The sequence below is a fragment of the Streptomyces sp. NPDC057287 genome, from assembly GCF_042667905.1.
Lineage (GTDB): Bacteria > Actinomycetota > Actinomycetes > Streptomycetales > Streptomycetaceae > Streptomyces.
This window is the reverse complement of sequence record NZ_JBHUYV010000007.1, coordinates 237,153-258,803: the sequence shown is the minus strand read 5'-3', so window position 1 is coordinate 258,803 and position 21,651 is coordinate 237,153. Positions and strand designations below refer to the sequence as shown.

The 21,651-nt window shown below is 70.0% G+C and carries 20 protein-coding genes and 1 riboswitch; of the genes, 4 read left to right on the top strand and 16 right to left on the bottom strand.

The window, feature by feature from the left end; genetic code table 11:
* Positions 1-71: 71 nt before the first annotated feature.
* Positions 72-1,214: a glycosyltransferase family 4 protein gene (locus tag ACFUNE_RS16335; RefSeq protein ID WP_383567429.1), complete on the bottom strand. Its 1,143-nt coding sequence runs from the start codon at positions 1,212-1,214 to the stop codon at positions 72-74.
* A 77-nt stretch (positions 1,215-1,291) separates the two neighbouring features.
* Between ACFUNE_RS16335 and ACFUNE_RS16330 the strand changes: the two genes are divergently transcribed.
* Positions 1,292-2,548: a glycosyltransferase family 87 protein gene (locus tag ACFUNE_RS16330; protein ID WP_383567426.1), complete on the top strand. Its 1,257-nt coding sequence runs from the start codon at positions 1,292-1,294 to the stop codon at positions 2,546-2,548.
* Here ACFUNE_RS16330 and ACFUNE_RS16325 read toward each other — a convergent pair.
* The 5 genes from ACFUNE_RS16325 to ACFUNE_RS16305 all read right to left on the bottom strand — a co-directional run bounded on the left by ACFUNE_RS16325 (position 2,505) and on the right by ACFUNE_RS16305 (position 8,002).
* On the bottom strand, positions 2,505-3,761 hold the full coding sequence (locus ACFUNE_RS16325; RefSeq protein ID WP_383567424.1) for a hypothetical protein: 1,257 nt from the start codon (positions 3,759-3,761) through the stop codon (positions 2,505-2,507). The two genes, ACFUNE_RS16330 and ACFUNE_RS16325, sit on opposite strands and share 44 nt — an antisense overlap.
* Before the next feature lie 16 nt (positions 3,762-3,777).
* Positions 3,778-4,800 (bottom strand): NlpC/P60 family protein, encoded by a 1,023-nt coding sequence (locus ACFUNE_RS16320; protein ID WP_383567421.1) that lies wholly within the window; start codon positions 4,798-4,800, stop codon positions 3,778-3,780.
* A gap of 238 nt (positions 4,801-5,038) precedes the next feature.
* On the bottom strand, positions 5,039-6,064 hold the full coding sequence (locus tag ACFUNE_RS16315; protein WP_383567418.1) for an NlpC/P60 family protein: 1,026 nt from the start codon (positions 6,062-6,064) through the stop codon (positions 5,039-5,041).
* A gap of 296 nt (positions 6,065-6,360) precedes the next feature.
* The gene (locus ACFUNE_RS16310) at positions 6,361-7,725 is read right to left on the bottom strand and encodes an NYN domain-containing protein (RefSeq protein WP_383567415.1); all 1,365 of its coding nucleotides are present in this window, start codon (positions 7,723-7,725) and stop codon (positions 6,361-6,363) included.
* A 34-nt stretch (positions 7,726-7,759) separates the two neighbouring features.
* A complete protein-coding gene (locus ACFUNE_RS16305; protein ID WP_014156692.1) occupies positions 7,760-8,002 on the bottom strand; it encodes a hypothetical protein in 243 nt (80 codons plus the stop codon).
* Between the two features lie 170 nt (positions 8,003-8,172).
* Here ACFUNE_RS16305 and ACFUNE_RS16300 point away from each other — a divergent pair, with 170 nt between their 5' ends.
* Both ACFUNE_RS16300 and ACFUNE_RS16295 read left to right on the top strand, forming a co-directional pair.
* Complete coding sequence (locus ACFUNE_RS16300) at positions 8,173-8,922, top strand: rhomboid family intramembrane serine protease (RefSeq protein ID WP_383567412.1); 750 nt, start codon at positions 8,173-8,175, stop codon at positions 8,920-8,922.
* A complete protein-coding gene (locus ACFUNE_RS16295) occupies positions 8,919-9,200 on the top strand; it encodes an Lrp/AsnC family transcriptional regulator (protein WP_014156690.1) in 282 nt (93 codons plus the stop codon). The genes ACFUNE_RS16300 and ACFUNE_RS16295 overlap by 4 nt, the downstream gene beginning before the upstream one ends.
* 148 nt (positions 9,201-9,348) lie before the next feature.
* On the opposite strand, the gene ACFUNE_RS16290 is transcribed toward ACFUNE_RS16295, so the two are convergent.
* From ACFUNE_RS16290 to ACFUNE_RS16265, 6 genes are all read right to left on the bottom strand, one after another.
* Positions 9,349-10,725 (bottom strand): aminotransferase class V-fold PLP-dependent enzyme, encoded by a 1,377-nt coding sequence (locus ACFUNE_RS16290; RefSeq protein WP_383567408.1) that lies wholly within the window; start codon positions 10,723-10,725, stop codon positions 9,349-9,351.
* Between the two features lie 179 nt (positions 10,726-10,904).
* Positions 10,905-11,022, bottom strand: a riboswitch (SAM riboswitch).
* 85 nt (positions 11,023-11,107) lie between these two features.
* Positions 11,108-12,172, bottom strand: coding sequence for an anthranilate phosphoribosyltransferase (trpD, locus tag ACFUNE_RS16285; protein ID WP_383567405.1), 1,065 nt, complete (start codon positions 12,170-12,172; stop codon positions 11,108-11,110).
* A 123-nt stretch (positions 12,173-12,295) separates the two neighbouring features.
* Positions 12,296-13,921, bottom strand: coding sequence for a cytochrome bc complex cytochrome b subunit (locus ACFUNE_RS16280; protein ID WP_383567402.1), 1,626 nt, complete (start codon positions 13,919-13,921; stop codon positions 12,296-12,298).
* Positions 13,918-14,970: a Rieske 2Fe-2S domain-containing protein gene (locus ACFUNE_RS16275; protein WP_383567400.1), complete on the bottom strand. Its 1,053-nt coding sequence runs from the start codon at positions 14,968-14,970 to the stop codon at positions 13,918-13,920. Before ACFUNE_RS16275 ends, ACFUNE_RS16280 begins: the two co-directional genes overlap by 4 nt.
* Entirely contained in the window at positions 14,967-15,776 is an 810-nt protein-coding gene (locus tag ACFUNE_RS16270; RefSeq protein ID WP_383567397.1) for a c-type cytochrome, read from the bottom strand. The genes ACFUNE_RS16275 and ACFUNE_RS16270 overlap by 4 nt, the downstream gene beginning before the upstream one ends.
* Before the next feature lie 55 nt (positions 15,777-15,831).
* Positions 15,832-16,452, bottom strand: a complete 621-nt coding sequence (locus ACFUNE_RS16265) for a heme-copper oxidase subunit III (RefSeq protein ID WP_014045480.1) — start codon at positions 16,450-16,452, stop codon at positions 15,832-15,834.
* A 187-nt stretch (positions 16,453-16,639) separates the two neighbouring features.
* Here ACFUNE_RS16265 and ACFUNE_RS16260 point away from each other — a divergent pair, with 187 nt between their 5' ends.
* The gene (locus ACFUNE_RS16260; protein WP_383567392.1) at positions 16,640-17,041 is read left to right on the top strand and encodes a hypothetical protein; all 402 of its coding nucleotides are present in this window, start codon (positions 16,640-16,642) and stop codon (positions 17,039-17,041) included.
* 62 nt (positions 17,042-17,103) lie between these two features.
* On the opposite strand, the gene ACFUNE_RS16255 is transcribed toward ACFUNE_RS16260, so the two are convergent.
* From ACFUNE_RS16255 to coxB, 4 genes are all read right to left on the bottom strand, one after another.
* Positions 17,104-18,360, bottom strand: coding sequence for an Ig-like domain-containing protein (locus ACFUNE_RS16255; RefSeq protein ID WP_383567389.1), 1,257 nt, complete (start codon positions 18,358-18,360; stop codon positions 17,104-17,106).
* Between the two features lie 124 nt (positions 18,361-18,484).
* Positions 18,485-18,883, bottom strand: a complete 399-nt coding sequence (locus ACFUNE_RS16250) for a cytochrome c oxidase subunit 4 (protein ID WP_383567386.1) — start codon at positions 18,881-18,883, stop codon at positions 18,485-18,487.
* The gene (gene ctaD / locus ACFUNE_RS16245; protein ID WP_383567383.1) at positions 18,880-20,616 is read right to left on the bottom strand and encodes a cytochrome c oxidase subunit I; all 1,737 of its coding nucleotides are present in this window, start codon (positions 20,614-20,616) and stop codon (positions 18,880-18,882) included. Before ctaD ends, ACFUNE_RS16250 begins: the two co-directional genes overlap by 4 nt.
* On the bottom strand, positions 20,613-21,581 hold the full coding sequence (gene coxB / locus ACFUNE_RS16240) for a cytochrome c oxidase subunit II (RefSeq protein WP_383567380.1): 969 nt from the start codon (positions 21,579-21,581) through the stop codon (positions 20,613-20,615). Before coxB ends, ctaD begins: the two co-directional genes overlap by 4 nt.
* Between the last annotated feature and the right edge of the window lie 70 nt (positions 21,582-21,651).

Here is a 21,651-nt window from a genome sequence, read left to right as displayed (position 1 = left end):
ACACGTACGACGAGGGGCCCGCACCGGTCACACGGTGCGGGCCCCTCGTCGTGCACGCGGTCCGCAGGCGCTCAGAGCAGCTCTTCGAGCTTCCCCGCGAGCAGGTCCCAGCGCCACTTCTCCTCGACCCACGTCCTGCCCCGCTCCCCCATGCGCCGGCGCAGCTCCGGATCCTTGAGCAGGGTGACGATCCGGTCGGCCGACTCCTCGGCGGAGCCGCCCCGGACCACCCACCCCGTCTCGCCGTCGAGGACGGCGTCCGGGGCGCCGCCCGAGTCGCCGGCCACGACCGGCAGCCCGGTCGCGGAAGCCTCCAGGTAGACGATGCCGAGGCCTTCGACGTCGAGACCGCCGCGCCGGGTGCGGCAGGGCATGGCGAACACGTCGCCGGCCCCGTAGTGGGCGGGCAGCTCCTCCCAGGGCACCGGCCCGGTGAAGCGCACGGAGTCCTGGACGCCGGTCTCGGCGGCCAGCTTCTTCAGCTGCCCCGCGTACGGGCCGCCGCCGACGATCAGCAGGACGGCGTCCGGAACCCGCGCGAGGATCGCGGGCATGGCGAGGACGAGGGTGTCCTGGCCCTTGCGCGGGACGAGCCGTGACACGCACACGACGACGGGCCGGTCGGCGAGGCCGAGCCGCGCCCTGACCCGGTCGCCGCCGGAGTCCGGGCGGAAGGTCTTCTCGTCGACCCCGGGCGGCAGCTGCACCATGCGGCCCGCGGCCTGCGGGGTGAGCGCGGCGGCGATCCTGGAGCGGGTGTACTCGCCGAGGTAGGTGATCGTGTCGGTGCCCTCGCCGATGCGGCGCAGCAGCTGCCGGGACGCGGGCAGCTGTGCCCAGCCGGCCTCGTGGCCGTGCGTGGTGGCCACGATCCTGCGGGCACCGGCCCTGCGCAGCGCGGGCGCCATCAGCCCGAGCGGCGCAGCGGCACCGAACCACACGGAGGTGCAGCCGTGTTCACGGAGCAGCCCGGCCGCCCGCCGGGTGACCCGAGGGGTGGGCAGCAGCATCGTCGTGCGGTCGCGCACGACGGTGAAGGGCTGCTCGGCGTCGAAGGCGGCGGTGGCCTCGGCGCCCTCCGCGCCGCGCTTCCACGTGGAGGCGTAGACGACGAGCCGCTCGGGGTCCACGCGCAGCGCCATGTTGTGGAGGAAGGCCTGGATGCCGCCGGGGCGGGGCGGGAAGTCGTTCGTCACGATCAGCGTCTTGTCCATCGCCGCCGACAGTACCGGGCGGCCCGACGGCCCTGCCTGACGGCTCCCGCACAGCCGGGGCCTGCATCATGACGGGCATGACAGGTACGAGTGGCCGGGGAGGCCGGGCTCTGTCCAGCGCCGTGTGGGGCCTCACCCGGGCGGTGCTGCTGCTCTGCGTCTTCAAGGTGTTCACGGTGCCGGGCCCGGACGTCACGAGCGACGTCTCGGCGATCTACCGGGGCTGGTACGAGGTGCTGCGCGCCGGGTCGTACCCGCTGGACGGCGTCACCTGGCAGTACCCGCCCGCGGCCGCGCTCGCCGTGCTCTCGCCGGACCTCCTGCCCTTCCTGGAGTACGCCTCCGCCTTCTTCGTCCTCGTCCTCCTCTGCGACGCCCTGGTGTTCGGACTCCTGCTGTACGCGGGGAGCCGTCCGGGCGGCCGCGAGGCCGGCGCGTGGCTGTGGGTGGCGGGTGTGCCGCTGCTCGGCCCGACCGTGTACGCCCGCTACGACCTGATGGTGACGGCCGTGGCGGTGGCCGCGCTGCTGGCGGGCGTGCGGCACCCGAGGGTGCTGGGGGCGCTGGCCGCCTTCGGCGCCCTGCTGAAGGTGTGGCCGGCGCTGCTGCTGGTGGGCACCGCCCGGGGCAGGGACACGCGCCGGTCCTGGTCGGCGGCGGCGGTGACGGCGGCCGTGCTGGTCCTGGCGTCGGCGGTGGTGCTGCCCGGCGCGTTCGCCTTCCTGACGTTCCAGCGGGACCGGGGGCTGGAGATCGAGTCGCTGGGGGCGCTGGTCTTCCACGTGGCCAGGCAGTTCGGCTGGGAGGGCCGGGTGGAGCTGCGCTACGGCTCGATGGAGTTCGCCGGCCCTCACGTGGCGCTGGTGAGCACGCTGGCCCTGGCGCTGAGCGTGCTCGCCTTCGGCTGGCTGCTGCTGTGGCGGCTGCGGGCCCGGACCTTCGCCGTGCACACCCCGGCGGACGCGGCGTTCACCGCGGTGCTGCTGTTCACCGTGACCAGCAGGGTCATCAGCCCCCAGTACATGGTGTGGCCGCTCGGCGTCGGAGCGGTCTGCCTGGTGTTCCGGGGCAGCCGGATGGCGCCGCCCGCGTGTCTGGTGCTGGTGGCGACCGCCGTCACCCTGCTGGAGTTCCCGCTCGGCTTCGCGCACGTGGTGGCGAGCGACGCGGAGGGCGTGGCACTCATGGCCGTACGCAACGGCCTGCTGGTCGTGGCGGCGGTGAGCGCCGGGCGGCGGCTGTGGCGGGACACCGTGCCGGGGGCGAGGAGGGGGCGCGAGGCGGAGCGGCTCAGCCGAGCCGGGCGCGCAGATACTCCCGCCAGCGCGCCGTGAAGTCCTGGGGCGTGGTGCCGAGGACCTCGTGCATGGCCTGCTCCACGGCCCCGTCCCGCTCCGCACGGCTCCCCACGGCCTCGTAGAAGGCGATCAGCTTCTCCTCGCCCCAGTCCCGCGCGATCAGCTCGCAGGCCAGCCAGCCGCCCTCGTAGGCCCGTGAGAGCCTCGCCGCGTCCTCACCGAAGCCGAACTCCTCGTCGGCCGGCAGCTGCGCGGGCAGCTCACCGAGGCGGACCGCCTCGGCGAGCTCCGGCGCGATCTCCGCGGCCGTCCGGCTCTCCCGGCGGTAGGCGGTCCGGTCGGCGAAGCCCTCGGAGAGCCAGACCGGGGTGGCGGCCGAGGTGTGCGCGCGGGTCGCCACGTGGGTGGTCTCGTGGGTGAGGACGACCCGCTGCCCGAAGTCGCCGAGCATCCCGTACGCCTGCGGATTCACGATCACCCGGTCCGCGGGCGCCCGGCCGCTGCCGCCGCCGACCTTGCCGGTGGTGACGGCCGCTATGCCCCGGTAGCTGGCCGCGGGTGAGTCCAGGAGCCCCGCCATGTCCTCCACGGACTCCGGCACGAGCACCACGACCCGCTCGGCCCAGGGCTCCGGCCAGGCATCCGTGACGGCCGGGACGGCCCGGTCCGCGGTGGCCGCGATCCGGCGCAGCTCTGCGGTCCGCCGCCCGACGCCGAGGACCAGGCTGTGCGCGCCCCGTACGACCTCGACGTCACCCTGCTGCCAGAGCTGTCCCGGGGCGCCGTCGGCCGCCCGGTCGGCGGCGACGTACCAGGTGCGGTCCCCGCCGCGGCGGACCAGCTCCACCGTGCGGGAGGAGGACATGGGCGCTCGGTCGTAGCCCTCGATCCGGTAGCGCAGTTCCACCTCGGCGGTGACCCGGTCGCCCCCCTCGGCGGTCACGTCGTGCACCTCGTACGCCCATGACTCCAGCGGCACGTCGGCGAGGTTGTGCAGCTCGGTGCGCTGCGCCGCCCGGAAGGAGGCGGCCCGGGGATCGAGCGCGGCCAGGTAGGCGTCGGTGTCGTGGTCCATGACCGCCGCCGCCCGGCGGTCCAGGGTGGCGGCTATCTCCTGTGCGGTGATCCCGCCGGCGGTGTCCCGTGGGCCGGAGCAGGCGGGCGCGAGCAGCAGGGCGGCGAGCACGGCACCCGCCGTGCTCCGCCTGCGGGTGCGCTCCCGCCGCGCGTCCTGCGTCCGAACAGCCATCCAGCCGATCGTACGGTCAGACGCGGGTGACCGAGGAGACGGGCATCATGCCGACGGGGTCGTAGCGCACCGGGGCACCGGGGTAGGGGGCGTGGATGACCTGGCCATTCCCGGCGTACATCCCGATGTGGCTCGCGTCCGCGCGGTAGGCGACCAGGTCTCCGGGCCTCGCCTGCGAGAGCGGCACCGTGCGGCCCGCGTACCGCTGCGCCTGCGAGGTCCTGGGCAGGCCGACCCCGGCCTGCGCGTACGCCCACTGCATCAGGCCGGAGCAGTCGAACCCGGAGGGCCCGTTGGCGCCCCACACGTACGGCCGGCCCAGTGCCTGCCGGGCGGCCATGAGCGCCGCCATGCCGCGCGCGGAGCCGGGGGCCCCTGCGCCGAGCTCCGTGTCCGGGCCGGAGCGCGCCGCACGGCCGAGGGACGCGCGGTCGGTGGCCGACAGCGTGTGCAGCAGGTGGCGGGCCCGGGCCAGCTTGCCCTCCACGGCGCGCTTGTGGCGTGCCACCGAGGCCCGGTCGCGCTCCAGGGCGGCCGTGGCCCCGGCGGCCTCCGCGCGGATCTGGGCGATCCTGCGCTGCGCCCGCCGGAGCTTGCCCAGCGTCACTGCGCGGCGCTCGCCCACACGGTCCAGGGTGGCGGCCCGGTCGAGGAAGGTGTCCGGGTCCGAGGAGAGCAGCAGGGCGACCGAGGGGTCGATGCCTCCGGAGCGGTACTGCGCGCCCGCCATCGAGCCGAGGGACGCCCGCATCCGGTTGATGTCGTCCTGCGTCCGGGCCGCCGCGTCCTGCGCCCCGGCGAGCCGGTCGCGCTGTTGTCCGAGGCTCTCCCGGGCGGCGTTGTACTGCTCGGTGGCGCGCTCGGCCTCCGCGTACAGCCGGTCGACCGCGGCCTTGGCCGTCTCGTGGGTGTCCTCCGGCACGGCGCTCGCGGGCGCGGCGTTGAGGGTGGCCGCCGCGGTGGCCGCGGCGGCGGACAGGACGGTGGCCCGGACGCCACGGGTGAGGCCGGGCCGGGTGGGGCGGCGATGCGACACCACAGGAAGCCGCACTCCCTTCCGCTGTACGCAGACGTGCGCAGCCCCTGCCGCCCGGGGCGGGCGGACCGACGACCGGGAGCTGCGCGGCAGCGCAGACAGTAACCGGACGGCTACACGCCGGCCAAAGGCCACGCCGGGAGGGGAACAGGGCGGTGAACAACGGCGCCCCGCCGGTGACCTGTGGTCTCCGGCGGGGCGGGGTGTCTGCGAGGGGTGCTGCGATTCGCCCGTTCGGGCGTCAGGGGCGCACGCCGAACTGGAAGGTGCCCATGTAGTCCATCGACTCGTAGCGGACCACGGCGCCGGGCTTCGGGGCGTGCAGGATCTGGTTGTTGCCCGCGTACAGGCCCACGTGCGAGGTGTTGTTGAAGAACACCAGGTCGCCCGGCTTCAGGGAGCTGCGGCCGATGCGGGGACCGTCGTTGATCTGGGTGTACGTGGTCCGGGTGAGCTGGACGCCGGCCTGGGCGTACGCCCACTGGGTCAGACCCGAGCAGTCGAACGAGTTGGGGCCGGTGCCGCCGGAGACGTAGGGCTTCCCCTGCTGCGTGGAGGCGGCCTGGAGGGCGGCGGCGCCGCGTGCGGACGCGGGGACCTCGTTGCCGAGGTCGACCCGGTCACCGGCCGCGCGGCTCGCGCGCTGCTCCTGCTCGGCCATCTTGGCGCGCTCGGCAGCGGTGAGGGTGTTGAGCAGCTTCTGCGCCTCGGCCAGCTTGCCCTGGTACTTCTGCTTGTTCTCGTTCAGCGACTTGCGGACGTCGGCGAGGTCGGTGAGCTTCGCCTGCGCCTCCTTGCGCTCCTGCGCGAGGGTCCGCTGCTTCGCCTGGATCTTCTGCAGCGACTCGGCCTGCTTGGCCGTCAGCTGGTCGAGCGCGGAGGCCTGGTCGAGGAAGCTGTCCGGGTCCGAGGACAGCAGCAGCTGGACCGACGGGTCGAGACCGCCGGAGCGGTACTGCGCGGTGGCCAGCGAACCGAGCTCGCCGCGCAGGGTGTTGAGCTCGTCCTGACCGCGGGCGACCTTGTCCTGGAGGGCGTCGGCCTGCTTCTTGAGCTTGTCCTGCTGCTCCTTGGCGCCGTTCGCCTTCTCGGTGGCGACCTCGGCCTCGTGGTAGAGCTTGTCGACCTTCGCCTTGACCTCGCTCTTGGTCGGCTTGGGGTCGGCGTGGGCGGCCTGGGAGGTCAGGGCCACGGCCGCGGCGGCGGTCGCGGTGAGCACAGTCACGCGGGTGCGGCTCGGCTGCTTGGGACGACGGTGGGACGCCACGAAGGCGAGCTCCTTCTTCCTCGAGCCGCCTACCGGGATGTGGGGGACACGAACGGATCCCCGGCTCCGTGCACGTCACGGACTCGGCGGTTCCTTCGCTGTCGCCCCGGGTGGGCAATCAACCGTGCGAAGGTTCGAGGCCTGACCCTAGTGACCATCCTGTGATCAGTTCAAATCCTCACGAGGAAAATCTCGTCACACCAGGCACTTCTTTACTTTCATCACACTGCGTGTAGTGGAGACTTGACGGTACGTTCCATGAAATCCGGCAAGTCGCCCAAGCCTCACAAGACGCCTCAGACGCGCGAAAGGCGCTTCAGGAGCAAGGCGGACGCGACCGGCCTCGCTCCGGCCTTCGCCACTCCGTCGGCGACCTCGCGGTCGGTGGAGACCACCACGACGGGCCTGCCCGGCGGTTCCGCGCGGGCCAGTTGGCGGATCAGCTCGTCCGCGGTCACCCCGGCCTTGCTGAACAGCACACGGACCCCGCGCGGCGGCGCGAGGAGGACGGGCACGGCCAGCTCGGCACCGTCGAAGACGCAGGTCATCTCGGCGCCGGTCTGGGCCGCGAGGACCGAGAGGCCGCCCAGGAGGCGCAACCGCTGCTTCTCCAACGGCATCTGCGGATAGCCGGTCTTCGTGACGTTGTAGCCGTCGACGATCAGATGTGCCTGCGGCAGGGCGAGCAGCTGGTCGAGGAGTGCGGGATCGGTCTCCGAAAGGGCCCTGGCCGCGATGTCCTTCGGCGACATCCGGCCGGGCTCCACCGCCTCGACCCCATCCGCGGGACGGATCGACGAGGGGGGCAGGGCCAGTTCACGGCGGAGCCCCTGGGCCGCGTCCAGCACGGTGTCCAGGAGCAGCCGCAGCCGCATGTCCTCGACCGACCGCCCCTCCCTGGCAGCTCTGCGGCCCGCTTCGACGGATGCCTCCGCCTCGGCCAGCCGGGCCTTGAGCCGGCGGGACTCGCTCTCGGCCGCGGAGACCTGGGCCGCGGCCTCGGCCCGCACGGCGTCGGTCTCGACGCCCGCCTTGCGCAGGGCGGCCTCACCGCGCTTCACCTCGCTGAGCGCGCTGCGCAGCTTGCGGTGCAGGGAATCGGCCTCCTTGCGGGCGGAGTCCAGCTCCGAGCGCAGCCGTTCGGTGTCGGTCCTGGTCTGGCCGCGAGCGCGGTCGAGCTCCTCGCGCAGCCGCTCCAGTTCGCGCCTGGTCTCCTCGTCCGCGCGCTCGGCGTGCGCCCGCTGGACCTCCTCGCCCGCCGCGGACACCAGCTTGGCCCAGCCCGTGGGCCGCAGCACGTAGGCGGCGGCGGCCACGTCGACCGGGTCTGCGGCGGCCGGCGGGGCGCCGGACGTGAGCGCTTCGGCCAGCTCCGGCTGGGTCTGGCCGATGCGCTCACCGATGCGCCGGCGGAAGGCGGGGTCGCTCTCCAGCGCGGCCGCCATCGCGTTACCCGCGAACTTGGCCCGCCTGGTCGGAGTGAAGCGGGCGTACTGCCGGAGCTGGGCGGGGAGTTCGCCGACGGTCAGACCGCCGAAGGCGTCCGAGACCAGCGCCACCACCTTGCGGCGTACGCCCTCGGGCAGCGGACGGTCGAGCGACTCCGCGGCGCAGTCGGCCGCGTCGGCCGGCCCGGCGCCGCCTGTCGGCTGCTCCACCATCCATCACTCCCGTATGTAGGTGCGCACGGCCCCGTCAGGAGTCGGCGCCCGGCCTGTCGACCAGTTCGATCTGGTCCACCGCGTTGCACCAGCGGCAGCGCACGGACTCGATGGTCTCACTGACCACCTCGCGCTCCTCGACACTCGACTCCCCGGCCAGGTCGAGATGCACGTACTCGACGACCTTCGAGGAGCGCGTCACATCGAAACGGGTGAGGTTGCCGCAGAGCGTGCAGCGCCAGCGGGTCCCGTCCGTCGGCTGGGGAACCGTCGTCATCGTTGCGTCCTCTTTCGTCGTTCGTCGAGTCTCGTGCGTGCCCAGGTCTTCGATCTCGCGGTGCGCCGTCGAACTGCGGATGTCCTGCCGCAACCCTACGGCCTTGCGCATACCTGTCGGCACGGCGAGGCGGTCTGTCCCGTTCTCGCCGGGTGCGTCATGCTCTGTACGTGATCGATCGGCGGGAAGTCCACTGGCGGGAGCGGGCACGGGAGCTCGGGGCGGCGGCCGCGGCGGGCGGCGCCCCGGTCACGTACGGGATCGTCGCGCTGTGCTGCGCGGTGTTCCTGCTCAGCCCGCTCTCCGGGTTCAACCCCGTCCCCGGCGGCGCCGACGCCCTGCTGGCCGCCCAGGCCGGGTACTTCGAGCGGTGGGGCGTGATCCCCAGCGAGCTCACGGACGGCTCGGCGCACGCGGCACTGACCCCGCTGACCGCGCTCTTCGTGCACGGCAGCTGGCTGCACCTGCTGGGCAACCTGCTCTTCCTCTACGTGTTCGGCGCGATGACCGAGGAACGCATGGGCCGCACGGAGTTCGCCTTCTTCTACCTCGGGTGCGGCTACTTCGCCCTGGTGGCCTACGCGGTGGTGCACGCGGACTCCGACCAGACCCTCGTCGGGGCGTCGGGCGCGATCTCGGCGGTGCTCGGCGCCTTCCTCTTCCTCTTCCCCCGGGCCCGGGTCACCAGCCTCTTCCCCTTCCTCTTCTTCCTCCCGCTGCGCTTTCCCGCCTGGATCGTGCTCGTGTTCTGGTTCGTCCTGCAGTGGCTGGCGGCACAGAGCGCGGGCAGCGGCCCGGGCGTGGCGTACCTCGCGCACGTGGCGGGTTTCGCGGCCGGGTTCCTCTACGCCTGGGGGCGGTTCCGGGGTACTAGAGTGAAAGCTCCAGCCACGGCCACCGAGGGAGAAAGCCAGCCGTGATCACCGCGATCGTGCTCATCAAGACCAGCGTGGACCGGATTCCGGAGATCGCCGAGGCCATCGCCGCTCTGGACAGCGTCAGCGAGGTCTTCTCCGTCACCGGCACGTACGACCTGATCGCCATGGTCCGGGTGGCCCGGCACGACGATCTGGCCGACGTCATCCCGGGCCGGATCAGCAAGATCCAGGGCGTGGAGGCCACGGACACCCACGTGGCGTTCCGCACCTACTCGCAGCACGACCTCGAGGCGGCCTTCGCCATCGGTCTGGACGGCTAGGGCCCCTCCTCCGGATCACGCCGGGCTCACGGGCCCTGGCACCGCCCCCTGATCCGGCCCGGTCCGAACGAAGGACCCTGTACGCATACGGCTCCGGCCGGCCCCGGGAAGCGTCTCCCGGGGCCGGCCGGAGCCGTATCCGCCCACCTCAGACCTGTGCGGCACCCCGGTCGGGCACGCAGCGGCCCTCCTCGGTGCGGTAGGTCCAGCGCGCGCCCTTGCCGACCAGCTCCCGGACGGCTCCGAGGAACCGCTCGATGTGCTCGTCCGGTGTGCCGGCGCCGAAGCTCACCCGGATGGCGTTGAGGGACCTCTCCCCCGGCGCGGCCTCCGGAGCACCGCACTCGCCCGGGTCCTGCGGCTCGCTGCCCAGCAGGGTCCGCACCAGCGGGTGGGCGCAGAAGAGTCCGTCGCGCACCCCGATGCCGTACTCGGCGGAGAGCGCCGCGGCGAAGTGCGAGCTGTTCCATCCCTCGACCACGAAGGAGATGACGCCGACCCTCGGGGCGTCGTCGCCGAACAGCGAGAGCACCTTGACCTCCGGGACACCGGCCAGACCCTCGCGGACGCGGGTCACGAGCCGCTGCTCCCGCGCGACCAGCCGGTCGAAGCCCTCCTCGGTCAGGGCCTTGCAGGCGGCGGCGATGGAGTACACGCCGATGACGTTGGGCGACCCGGCCTCGTGCCGGGCCGCGGTGGTGTGCCACTCGACGTCCACACCGCCGTCGGTGCGCCGGGCGACCTTGCGCGAGGCGCCGCCACCGGCGAGGTACGGCTCCGCGGCCACCAGCCAGTCGGCCCGGCCGGCGAGCACACCCGAGCCGAAGGGGGCGTACAGCTTGTGCCCCGAGAAGGCGACCCAGTCGACGTCCAGGTCGGCGATGTCCACCGGGTGGTGGGGCGCCAGCTGCGCCGCGTCGAGCACGATCCTCGCGCCGTGGGCGTGGGCGGCGGCGGCCAGTTCCCTCACCGGCCACAGCTCACCGGTGACGTTGGACGCGCCCGTGACGCAGACCAGCGCGGGCCCGTGCGGGTCACGTGCGGCCAGTGCCCGCTCCAGGGTGGCGACCGCCTGGTCCGGGGTGCGCGGAGCGTCGAGGCAGGTCACCCGGGCGTCGCGCCAGGGCAGCAGCGAGGCGTGGTGCTCGGTCTCGAACACGAACACCTGGCAGTCGGCGGGCAGCGCGGCGGCCAGCAGGTTGAGGGAGTCGGTCGTGGAGCGGGTGAAGACCACCTGGTCGTCGGCCCGGCAGCCGAGGAACTCCGCGACGGTCACGCGGCTGCCCTCGAACAGGTCGGTGGAGAGCTGCGAGAGGTAGCCGGCGCCGCGGTGCACGCTGCCGTAGTACGGGGCGTAGGCGGCCACGTCGTCCCACACCCGCTGGAGGGCCGGGGCGCTGGCCGCGTAGTCGAGGGCGGCGTAGGTGACATCTCCGCCCGTAACGAGCGGAACGATGACATCAGATCCCAGAACCGGCAGCGGGGCACAAACCGACTGGTCGACGGCAGCGGTGGAGACAGACATGGCGAACTCCCGTGAGAGGCAGGCGAAATCCTCGCGCCGGCGGTCCGACAGGACGCAGCAGCGCGGGAACAGAAGAATTGGGTGCGCGGAGGAGGGCGTCGAGCCCTATCGCATTCGCTTGCTCACAAGAGGCTCCCTGGGACCAGGACCCCAAGGGGTGGCATACAACGATGCCGAGGGGCCCGCGCTTGCCACAGACCTCGCTGCCTGCGGCCTGGTCTTCACCCGGGGCACCCCGCCACGGACGGAGGGTTGCCGGACAGCGGGCCGGGGCCGTAGTCGCTGTCACTCATGACCTGACCAGCATCTTGCCATACCCCTGACGACGCGCAAGGGCGCAGTCCGCGATCCGGACTGCGCCCTTGCTCACAGCGTGCGCCCCTCAGGCGTTGCTGGCCGCCACCCAGCGCTCCAGAGCGCGCTTGGCCGCGCCCGAGTCGACCGACTCCGCGGCCCGTGCGATCCCGGCCGCGAGCTGCTCGTTCAGCGTGCCCTCGCCCGGGTCCAGGGCGACCAGCGCGGCGGCGGTGTTGAGCAGCACCGCGTCACGTACGGGGCCCCTCTCCCCGTCGAGCAGCCGACGCGCGACATCCGCGTTGTAGGAGGCGTCCGCGCCGCGCAGGGCCTCGACGGGGACCAGGTCCAGGCCGACGTCGCGCGGGTCGAAGGGCTCCTCGCGGACGGCGCCGTCGCGGACGATCCAGACCCGCGAGGTCGCCGTGGTGGTCAGCTCGTCCAGGCCGTCGTCACCCCGGAAGACGAGCGCCGAGTTCCCCCGGGCCGCCAGCACGCCCGCGACGATGGGCGCCATCTTCACGTCGGCGACCCCGATGGCCTGGGAGCGCACGCGGGCGGGGTTGGTGAGCGGGCCCAGGATGTTGAAGGTGGTCTGCGTGCCGAGCTCCTTGCGCGCCCTGGCCGCGTAGCGCAGGGCCGGGTGGAACTTCACGGCGAAGCAGAAGGTGATGCCCGCTTCCTCGGCCACGGCGACGACGCGCTGCGGTGTCAGATCGAGATTGACGCCCAGCTTCTCCAGGACGTCGGAGGCCCCGCTCGCCGAGGAGGAGGCCCGGTTGCCGTGCTTGACGACCTTCGCGCCCGTCCCCGCGACGACGATCGCGGACATGGTGGAGATGTTGACCGTCTTGGCCATGTCGCCACCGGTCCCCACGATGTCGACCGTACGGCCGGGCACGGTGATGGTGTGGGCGTGCTCGTACATGGCGCGGACGAGTCCGGTGACCTCGCGGACGGTCTCCCCCTTGGCGCGCAGGGCGACCGCGAAGCCGGCGATCTGCACGTCCGTGGCCTCGCCGCTCATGATGCGGTCCATGGCCCAGGCGGTGTCGTCCTCGCTCAGGTCCTGGCCGCGCAGGAGGGGGGTCAGCACGCCGGGCCAGGTAGGGGCCGCCACGCTGTCGCCGCCGTCCGGGGTCACAACGTTCATGGTCCGCTCCTGGGGGTCCACAGCCGGTACAAGGATGCCTCCACCCTATCCAGCCCCGGGGACAGCGAAGAGCCCCGTCCATCGGATGGACGGGGCTCCCGCTGTGGCGTTCAGCTGAGGTGATCAGTGGTGGCCGTGGCCGCTGGTGATCTCCTTGTACTCCTCGGCGGTGGGCTTGGCGATCTGGTTGTCCTCGCCGTAGTAGCTCCTGCTGAGCCTGGCCCGCACCTTCTGGAGCGCCGACGGCTTGCGCTCGACGCCGTTCTCGTCGACCGTCGGGCCGATCTCGACCGGCTTGTACTGCTCGTGCGCCGTGAGCGTGTGCAGCTGCGCGGGGCTGAGCGGCTCGTGGATCTCCACGAACTCACCGTGCGGCAGGCGCTTGATGGTGCCGGACTCGCGCCCGTGCAGCACCTTCTCCTTGTCCCGGCGCTGGAGGCCGAGGCAGATCCGCCGGGTGACGACGAACGCCGCGACCGGGCCGACGAAGAAGGCGATACGCACGAACCAGCTGATCGCGTTGAGCGACAGGTTGAAGTGGGTCGCCCAGATGTCGTTGCCGCCGCCGATCAGCATGACGAAGTAGATCGTCACCCAGGCGACACCCAGTCCGGTGCGGGTCGGAGCGTTGCGCGGACGGTCCAGGATGTGGTGCTCGCGCTTGTCCCCGGTGATCCACGACTCGATGAACGGGTAGAGCGCCAGGGCCGCGAGGATCACGCCGAACAGGACCAGCGGGATCAGCACGCCCAGGACCAGCGTGTGGCCCCAGAGGTTGATCTCCCAGCCCGGCATGACACGGACGAAGCCTTCGGCGAAGCCCATGTACCAGTCCGGCTGGGCGCCCGTGGACACCTGGTCGGGACGGTAGGGGCCGAGCGCCCAGATCGGGTTGATCGTGGCGATCGCCGCGATGATCGCGATGAAGCCGAAGACCAGGAAGAAGAAGCCCCCGGCCTTGGCCATGTACACCGGCAGCAGCGGCATGCCGACGACGTTCTTGTTCGTGCGCCCCGGACCCGCGAACTGGGTGTGCTTGTGGAAGAAGACCAGGATGAGGTGGCCGACCACGAGCCCGAGCATGATGCCCGGCAGCAGCAGGATGTGGATCGAGTAGAACCTGGCGATGATGTCGCCGCCGGGGAACTCCCCGCCGAACAGGAACATCGAGATGTAGGTGCCCACGATCGGCATCGACAGGATGGCGCCCTGCGTGAAGCGCACACCCGTGCCCGAGAGCAGGTCGTCCGGGAGCGAGTAGCCGGTGAACCCGGTGAACATGCCGAGGACGAACAGCAGGAAGCCGAACAGCCAGTTGATCTCGCGCGGCTTGCGGTACGCGCCGGTGAAGAACACCCGGAACATGTGCACGAACATGCCCGCGAGGAAGATCACGGCTGCCCAGTGGTGGATCTGCCGGACGAGCAGACCACCGCGGACGTCGAAGCTGATGTCCAGGGTCGAGGCGTAGGCCTCGGACATCCGGATGCCCTGCATCGGCTCGTAGGAGCCGTGGTACACGACCTCGTTCATGCTCGGGTGGAAGAACAGCGTCAGGTACACACCCGTGAGGATGATGATGATGAAGCTGTAGAGGCAGATCTCACCGAGCATGAAGGACCAGTGGTCCGGGAAGATCTTGCGCATGTTGGCCTTGGCCAGGCCGTAGATGCCGAGCCGGCCGTCCGCCCAGTCGGCGACCCGCTCACCGGCGGGCGCCTTGCGCTGTGTTTCCGTCGCAGTACTCATCCGCGCTCCCAGAAGGCAGGACCGACGGGCTCTTCGAAGTCACCGAGCGCCTCGAGGTTGCCCTCGCTGTTCACGCCGATCCGCAGCTGCGGAAGGGCGTGACCGGCCGGACCGAAGATGACGCGGGCGCCGTCGGAGAGGTCGAAGGTGGACTGGTGGCACGGGCAGAGCACGTGATGCGTCTGCTGCTCGTACAGGCTGATGGGGCAGCCGACGTGGGTGCAGATCTTGGAGAAGGCCACGATTCCCTCGTGGGCCCACTCGCGCTCGCGCTTGTCCTTGATGTTGTCCGGCTCGATCCGGATGATCATCAGGGCGGCCTTGGCGATCTGCGTCTGGAAGTCGTGCGCGTCCTCCTCCAGGCCCTCGGGCATGGCGAAGGTCAGCGAACCGACGACGACGTCCTCGGGGCGCAGCGGCTCCATCGTGTTCATGTTGACGAGCTGCTTGCCCTTGGCCCACAGGGTCGAGCGGAGCTTCTTCTCCGGCAGCGGACCGAGGTCGCGCAGCAGAACCACACCGGAGAGCGGCACCAGGGCCAGCGCACCGAACATGGTGTTGCGGATCAGCTTGCGCCGCCCGATCGCGGACTCCGCGGCACCGGCCGCGAAGTCGGCCATGACCTTGGCCTTGACCTCGGGCTCCGCCTCGATGGCGTGCCGGTCGTCGGCGACCTCCACGTCGGACATCAGGGTGCGCGCCCAGTGGACGGCGCCCGCGCCGATGAGGAAGAGCGCCAGGCCCAGGGTCAGGCCCAGGGAGAAGTTGAGCGCGCTCACGTGCCCGAACGGCCAGATGTAGACGATCCGGTCGACCGGGAAGATGACGTACGAGGCGATGAAGCCGATCGTCGCCAGCATGGACAGCGTGAACATGAACGCGACGGCTCGCTCGGAGCGCCTCGCTGCCCGCTCGTCGATGTCCTGGATGCGCGGCCTGTGGGCCGGCAGCCCCGGGTTGGCGAACGGGTCGCCCGCACCCTCTACCGCGCCGTGCGCGGTGCCCTGCTCTACCGGCAGGTTCTCTTCTGGAATCTGTTGGCTACTCATGACTTCTTGGCCTTAGCGGTGTGGGCCGCGACCCATACGGCGATGGCGACCAGGCCGCCCAGGCCGAAGATCCAGCCGAAGAGACCTTCGCTGACGGGGCCGAGGCCACCGAGCGAGAGTCCACCGGGGGTCTCGGACTCATCACCGTTGACGGTCTTGATGTACGCGATGATGTCTTTCTTCTCCTGCTCCGGCATGGTGCTGTCCGGGAAGGAGGGCATGCTCTGCGGGCCGGTCTGCATGGCCTCGTAGATGTGCTTCGGGCTCACGCCTTCGAGGCTCGGGGCGTACTTGCCCTTCGTCAGGGCACCGCCCTCGCCGGTGAAGTTGTGGCACTGCGCGCAGTTCGTGCGGAACAGGTCCCCGCCCTTGGCCACGTCGGCGCCCGAGGGGTCGACCTGGCTCTTGGTGGGCGTGATCGGACCGGCGCCCAGCGACGAGACGTACGCCGCGAGCTGGTCGATCTCGGCCTGGTTGTAGATGACCTTCTTCTTCGGGACCTGGGCGCCCGGCTGCTGGGCCGGCATGCGTCCGGTACCGACCTGGAAGTCGACGGCGGCGGAGCCGACGCCCACGAGGGACGGCCCGTCGGTGGTGCCCTGACCGCCGGATCCGTGGCAGCTTGCACAGCCCACGGAGTAGAGCTTCTTGCCCTCGTCGATGGCGAGGGACTGGGCGGTGTCGTCGGCCTGCGCCTTACCCGCAGGCGCAAACGCGGCGTACAGCCCCCCGGTAGCCGCCAGTGCGAGGAGTAGTACGACGACTGCCGCCAGCGGATGGCGTCGTCGTGCGGAGAGCTTTTTCACGGATTACCCCGGTGTCAGGATCTTCTGCGTCGATGATGGGTGGGTGCGAGCCCGGTTACTTGATCATGTAGATCGTGGCGAACAGACCGATCCAGACGACATCGACGAAGTGCCAGTAGTAGGACACGACGATGGCCGCGGTGGCCTGTTCGTGGGTGAATCTCGAGGCCGCGTACGTCCTGCCCAGGACGAGCAGGAAGGCGATGAGACCGCCTGTCACATGCAGCCCGTGGAAGCCGGTCGTCAGGTAGAACACCGAACCGTACGGGTCGGAGGACAGGGAGAGACCCGCCTCCTTGACCAGCTCGGTGTACTCGAGGACCTGGCCTCCGATGAAGATCGCACCCATCACGAACGTGATGATGAACCAGGTGCGGAGCTTCTTCACATCGCCCCGCTCCGCGGCGAAAACGCCGAGCTGGCAGGTGAGAGAGGAAAGCACCAGGATCGTGGTGTTCGTCGCCGAGAACGGGAAGTTCAGATGGTGGGCCATCTCCTTCCAGTGATCGGGTCCCATCACCGATCGCAGGGTGAAGTACATCGCGAAGAGGGCCGCGAAGAACATCAGCTCGGAACTCAACCAGATGATGGTTCCGACGCTGGTGAGGTTCGGCCGATTGACCGACGGGTGCGCGTGCCCGGTTTCTACTGTCGTTGCTGTCGCCACGACCGACATTATGTCGGTCGCTTATCCCGCCCTCACTCCGGGGGGTGCCGTTCGGTGTGTCAGAGGCGTGTGTCCTCACCGAACGGCCCATCGAATCGCTGTCTTTACCGGTGCTGACAGCGGGTCCGCCGGAGTACGATCCGCCCATCGGTTCATGCCCCGAGAGCCCCGAAGACACAGACGTCACGGAGGAACAATGCAGCCGACCGCCACGGTCCTGGTCTACAGCGACGACGCCAACACCCGCGAGCAGGTGAGGCTGGCATCCGGGCGCAGGCCTGCGGCGGACGTGCCACCGGTGGAGTTCCTGGAGTGCGCCACCCTGCCCGCCGTGCTGAGCGCACTGGACCGGGGCGGTGTCGACGTCTGCGTGCTGGACGGTGAGACGGCCCCCGCGGGCGGTATGGGCGTCTGCCGGCAGATCAAGGACGAGATCTTCGACTGCCCGCCCGTGCTGCTGCTGATCGGTCGCCCGCAGGACGCCTGGCTGGCCACGTGGAGCCGTGCGGACGCCGCTGTGACGCATCCCGTCGACCCGGTCGACTTCGCGGGCGCCCTGGCCTCGCTGCTGCGCCGCAGGCTGTCCGTGGAGGCCTGAGGCGGAGGGGCCCCGAACCCCTCCGCGGTGCCTTTCCGCGGCGCGGCGCACTCCCGGCGGGATCAGACCTGGGGGCGCAGCCGCGCCGTCTGGACATCGGTGCCCGTGTCGGGCGTCCCGCCACCGTGGAGGGCACTGCCCTTCTGCCAGGCCTCCCAGTCGAGGTTCCAGTCACCGAAGCCGTTGTCGAACGGGGTCATCGTCTCGCCGTCGCTCCCGACGACCTTGACGATGTCGCCCTCGCGTACGGTCTCGAAGAACCATTCGGCGTCGGCCGTGCTCATCCCCGTGCAGCCGTGGCTCACGTTGGCGTTGCCCTGTGAACCCGTCGACCAGGGCGCGGCGTGGACGTACTCGCCGCTCCAGGTGACCCGTGTCGCCCAGTAGACCGGCAGGTCGTAGGACTCCGAGGAGCCGGCCGCGATGCCGATGCTCTCACCGCGCATGCGTACGAACTGCTCCTTGGCCAGCACCACCTTGACGCCGTTGCGCGTGTCGAAGCCGGGCTTGCCCGTGGTGACCGGCAGGGTGTTGATCACTTCGCCGTTGCGGAGGACGGTCATGTGGTGCTCCGAGGCGTCGGTGATCGCTTCTATGCGGTCACCGGTGGTGAGCTTCAGGGGTTTGGTGGCGTCGCCGTAGAGGGCGTTGGTGACCTTGATGCCCTTGAGGTTGCTGCGGATGTCGATGGTGGCGTCCGCGGGCCAGTACTCCTTGGGGCGGTAGTGCAGGGTCTTGGCGTCGACCCAGTACCAGGAGCCCGTGACGGCGGGGGCGGACCGGACCTGGAGCCCGCGCTCCACCGTGGACCTGGCCGCCCGGCCGGTGACCGGAGCGCTGAGTTCCGCCGTGAGGGGCTGCCCGACCCCGTAGGTGCCCGCCTGCGGGCCGAACGTGACCTTCAGGAACTTCTTGGCCGAGGTCGTACCGAAGGCGTACGTACGGCTGCCTGGGGCGCCGTCGCCGTTCTCGGTGGAGACCTTGACGGTGTATCGGGTGCCGGCCGCGAGCGAGGTGGTGGAGTGCCACCGCTTGCCGTCGGCGTCGAGTTCGCCCGCCAGGTGGCGGCCCTCGGTGTCGACGGCCGTCACGTCCGTGATCTTCGCGTCGTCGTCCTTGACGGTGACTTCGAGGGGCTTGTCGGGGTCGGCCTTCTCGTCCTTGGACGGGCCGTTGAAGGAGACCAGGTCTGCGGCGTCGTAGGGCTTCAGCGACAGCGGATGACCATCGGGCTCGCCACAGGCGGTCGCACCAGCGACCAAGGTCACGACCAGCAGGGTGCAGCTCACTACGGTGCGGATGCGCGGCGTGTGGTTCATGAACCCACGCTAAGAAGATTCATCCGATCCAGCGCGTTCAATGACTGCAAACGGGGGCCCGGCCCGCTCATCACTGAGCGGACCGGGCCCCCGTACGGGTGCTGCACCTCCTGGGAGGCGTGTCCTACTGGGTGCGGTTCTCGCCGCGGTAGTACTCGAAGACCCAGCCGAAGAGGCCGATCAGGAGCAGCGGGGCCGAGAAGTAGGCCAGCCACCAGCCGAAGACGACGGACATGAAGAGGAAGGCGCCACCGATGGCCAGCGAGAACGGCTGCCAGCTGTGCGGGGAGAAGAAGCCCACCTCGCCGGCTTCGTCCGCGACATCGGCCTCCTTGTTGTCCTGGGCCATCGCGTCGACCCTGTTGGCCGTGAAGGCCAGGTAGAAGCCGATCATGATGGTCAGCCCGAAGGCCAGGACCAGCGCGGTGGTGCCGACCGGCTCCTTGGACCAGACGCCGTAGGTGACGGCCATGGCCAGCATGAAGACGCTCAGCCAGATGAAGAGCTTGCCCTGGATCTTCACTTGCCGTCCTCCTTGCCGCCGACGAGGACCTTCTCACCCTCGGACAGGTGATCCAGCTGCTCGAGCGCCGCGATCTCCGGGTGGTGCAGGTCGAACGCCGGGGATTCGGAACGGATCCGCGGCAGGCTGAGGAAGTTGTGCCGGGGCGGCGGGCAGGACGTCGCCCATTCGAGCGAACGGCCGTAGCCCCACGGGTCGTCGACCTCGATCTTCTTGCCGTACTTGGCGGTCTTCCAGACGTTGTACATGAACGGAAGCATCGACAGGCCGAGCACGAAGGAGGAGATCGTCGAGATCGTGTTCAGGGCGGTGAAGCCGTCGGCGGCGAGGTAGTCCGCGTAACGACGCGGCATGCCCTCGGCACCGAGCCAGTGCTGCACCAGGAACGTGCCGTGGAAGCCGATGAACAGCGTCCAGAACGTCATCTTCCCGAGACGCTCGTCCAGCATCTTGCCGGTGAACTTCGGCCACCAGAAGTGGAATCCGGCGAACATCGCGAAGACCACGGTGCCGAAGACGACGTAGTGGAAGTGCGCGACGACGAAGTACGAGTCGGAGACGTGGAAGTCCAGCGGCGGCGAGGCCAGGATCACGCCGGTCAGACCACCGAAGGCGAAGGTGATCAGGAAGCCGACGGACCAGAGCATCGGCGTCTCGAAGGACAGCGACCCCTTCCACATCGTGCCGATCCAGTTGAAGAACTTCACACCGGTCGGTACCGCGATGAGGAACGTCATGAACGAGAAGAACGGCAACAGCACACCGCCGGTGACATACATGTGGTGCGCCCACACGGTCACCGAGAGGCCTGCGATGGAGATCGTCGCCGCGATCAGACCGACGTAGCCGAACATCGGCTTGCGGCTGAATACCGGAATGATTTCGGAAATGATTCCGAAGAATGGTAGAGCGATGATGTACACCTCTGGATGGCCGAAGAACCAGAAGAGGTGTTGCCAGAGCAATGCGCCACCATTGGCCGCATCGAATACATGTGCGCCGAATTTTCGGTCGGCCTCGAGCGCGAAGAGCGCGGCGGCCAGGACCGGGAAGGCCAGCAGGACCAGGACACCGGTCAGCAGGACGTTCCAGGTGAAGATCGGCATGCGGAACATCGTCATGCCGGGGGCGCGCATGCAGATGATCGTGGTGATGAAGTTGACCGAACCGAGGATCGTGCCGAAGCCGGAGAAGGCCAGACCCATGATCCACATGTCGGCACCGACGCCCGGCGAGCGGACCGCGTCCGACAGCGGGGAGTAGGCGAACCAGCCGAAGTCGGCCGCACCCTGCGGGGTGAGGAAGCCGGCCACCGCGATGATCGAGCCGAAGAGGTACAGCCAGTACGCGAACATGTTCAGCCGCGGGAACGCCACGTCGGGCGCGCCGATCTGCAGCGGCATGATCCAGTTCGCGAACCCTGCGAACAGCGGCGTCGCGAACATCAGCAGCATGATCGTGCCGTGCATCGTGAACGCCTGGTTGAACTGCTCGTTCGACATGATCTGCGTACCCGGACGGGCCAGCTCGGCGCGCATGAAGAGCGCCAGGAGGCCACCGATGCAGAAGAACGCGAACGATGTGACCAGGTACATCGTGCCGATCGTCTTGTGGTCAGTGGTGGTCAGCCACTTGACGACGACACTCCCCGGCTGCTTGCGCCGCACCGGCAGCTCGTCCTCGAACGAGTCGTCTGCTGCCGCGGCACCCTGGGATTCGTTGAGGATGCTCACAGTTTGTTCGTCTCCGCATTCCTGGCCGGGTCCGTCTGCTCGATGCCTGCCGGCACGTAGCCCGTCTGACCCTTCTCCGCCAGCTCCTCGAGGTGCTGCTGGTAACGCTCGGGAGAGACGATCTTGACGTTGAAGAGCATCCGGGAGTGGTCCACGCCGCAGAGCTCGGCGCACTTACCCATGTAGGTGCCCTCCTTCTTCGGCGTGACCTCGAAGGAGTTGGTGTGGCCCGGAATGACGTCCTGCTTCATGAGGAACGGCACCACCCAGAAGGAGTGGATGACGTCACGCGAAGTCAGGACGAAGCGGACCTTCTCGCCCTTCGGCAGCCACAGGGTCGGGCCCGGGTTGCCGTTCTGCGGGTTGCGCGTACCGGGGACGCCCACGTCGTAGACGCCGCCGGCGTCCTTGGGGAAGTCCTCACGGAACTTGTCGGGGATGGCGTCGAGCTCCTTGGGGACCTCGCTGCCCGTGGAGGGCGAGCCCGCCACGTTCTCGATGTAGTTGAAGCCCCAGCTCCACTGGTAGCCGACCACGTTGATGGTGTGGGCAGGCTTCGGGCTGAGCTCGAGGAGCTTCGATTCATCGCGCGCGGTGAAGTAGAAGAACACCGAGACGATGATGAGGGGGACCACTGTGTACAGCGCCTCGATGGGCATGTTGTACCTGGTCTGCTGAGGAACCTCCACCTTGGTCCTGCTTCGGCGGTGGAAGATGACGCTCCACAGGATCAGCCCCCAGACGAGGACACCCGTGGCGAGCGCTGCCGCCCACGAGCCCTGCCAGAGGGAGAGGATCCGAGGGGCCTCTTCCGTTACCGGAGTGGGCATACCGAGGCGGGGGAAATCCTCCCAGTTGTATGAACAACCGGAGGCCGTCGCCAGGACCAGGCCCGCAGTCAGCACCTGTGGCAGCTTCCGCCGCATCGGGCGCCGCGACGAGCGGTCGGAGCCGTTGGGACTCACGTAGCGCCTTCCCGAGAGTCTCGCCCGCACGGTCGGCGCGGCCGTCTCACTTGGTCGGTCGCCGGCCCTG